The organism is Methylocystis sp. B8, from assembly GCF_005771425.1.
Classification (GTDB): Bacteria; Pseudomonadota; Alphaproteobacteria; order Rhizobiales; family Beijerinckiaceae; genus Methylocystis.
Window position 1 is genome coordinate 1 of the sequence record NZ_VBTZ01000023.1, and the last position, 1,470, is coordinate 1,470.

A 1,470-nucleotide genomic window follows, 5' to 3' on the forward strand; every position below is an offset into this window, starting at 1 on the left:
CCTTCGAGCGAGATGGAGATCAGCTTCTGCGCCTCGACCGCGAACTCCATCGGCAGTTGCTGCAGCACGTCGCGCACGAAGCCGTTGACGATCAGCGCCGTCGCCTCTTCCTCAGAGAGCCCGCGCTGCATCGCATAGAACAGCTGATCCTCGGAGATCTTCGAGGTCGTCGCCTCATGTTCGAACTGCGCGCTCGGGTTCTTCGATTCGATATAAGGAACCGTATGCGCGCCGCAGTCATGGCCGATCAGCAAACTGTCGCATTGCGTGAAATTGCGCGCGCCATCGGCCTTACGATGCGCGGAAACCTGGCCGCGATAAGTGTTCTGCGACCGACCCGCGGAGATGCCCTTCGAGATGATCCGGCTCTTCGTATTCTTGCCGAGATGCAGCATCTTGGTGCCGCTGTCGACCTGCTGATAGCCGTTCGACACCGCGATCGAATAGAACTCGCCCTGCGAGCCCTCGCCGCGCAGAATGCAGGACGGATATTTCCAGGTGATCGCCGATCCCGTCTCGACCTGAGTCCAGGAGATATGCGAATTGCGGCCGCGGCAATCGCCGCGCTTCGTCACGAAATTGTAAATGCCGCCCCTGCCCTCGCTGTCGCCAGGATACCAGTTCTGCACCGTCGAATATTTGATCTCGGCGTCGTCGAGCGCGACGAGTTCGACGACCGCCGCATGAAGCTGATTTTCGTCGCGCTTAGGCGCCGTGCAGCCTTCAAGATAGCTCACATAGGCGCCCTCATCCGCGATGATCAGCGTGCGCTCGAACTGCCCCGTCTTCTGCTCATTGATGCGGAAGTAAGTCGAAAGCTCCATCGGGCAGCGCACGCCCTTCGGCACATAGACGAAGGAGCCGTCGGAGAACACCGCGCTGTTCAGCGTCGCATAGAAATTGTCGGTCGCCGGCACGACCGAGCCGAGATATTTGCGCACGAGCTCAGGATGCGTCTGCACCGCCTCGGAAATCGGACAAAAGATCACGCCCGCCTTCGCCAGCTCTTCCTTGAAGGTCGTCGCCACCGACACAGAGTCGAACACCGCGTCGACCGCCACCTTGCGCGTTTCGACGCCCGCCAGAATTTCCTGCTCGCGCAGCGGAATGCCAAGCTTCTCGTATGTGCGCAGCAGTTCGGGATCGACGTCGTCGAGCGACTTTGGGCCCGGCGTCGATTTCGGCGCAGCGTAATAATAGAGATCCTGATAGTCGATCGGCGGATAATGCACGCGCGCCCACTTCGGCTCGGGCATGGTCAGCCAGCGCCGATAGGCCTCGAGGCGCCAGTCGGTGAGCCATTGCGGCTCGCTCTTCTTGGCCGAGATGAAACGGACGATGTCTTCATTCAGGCCCTTCGGGGCCTTTTCCGATTCGATATCCGTCGAGAACCCGTATTTATAGGCGTCAACATCAATCGACTCGACAGCCGCAACGGTCTCCTTAAGAGCCGCCATTCCTATTCTCCTC

1 protein-coding gene is annotated in these 1,470 nt (G+C 59.9%); it reads right to left on the reverse strand.

The window, feature by feature from the left end:
* Positions 1-1,457 (reverse strand): Fe-S cluster assembly protein SufB (gene sufB / locus FEV16_RS16745; protein ID WP_138168744.1); only part of this gene is annotated, 1,457 nt, incomplete at its 3' end.
* Between the last annotated feature and the right edge of the window lie 13 nt (positions 1,458-1,470).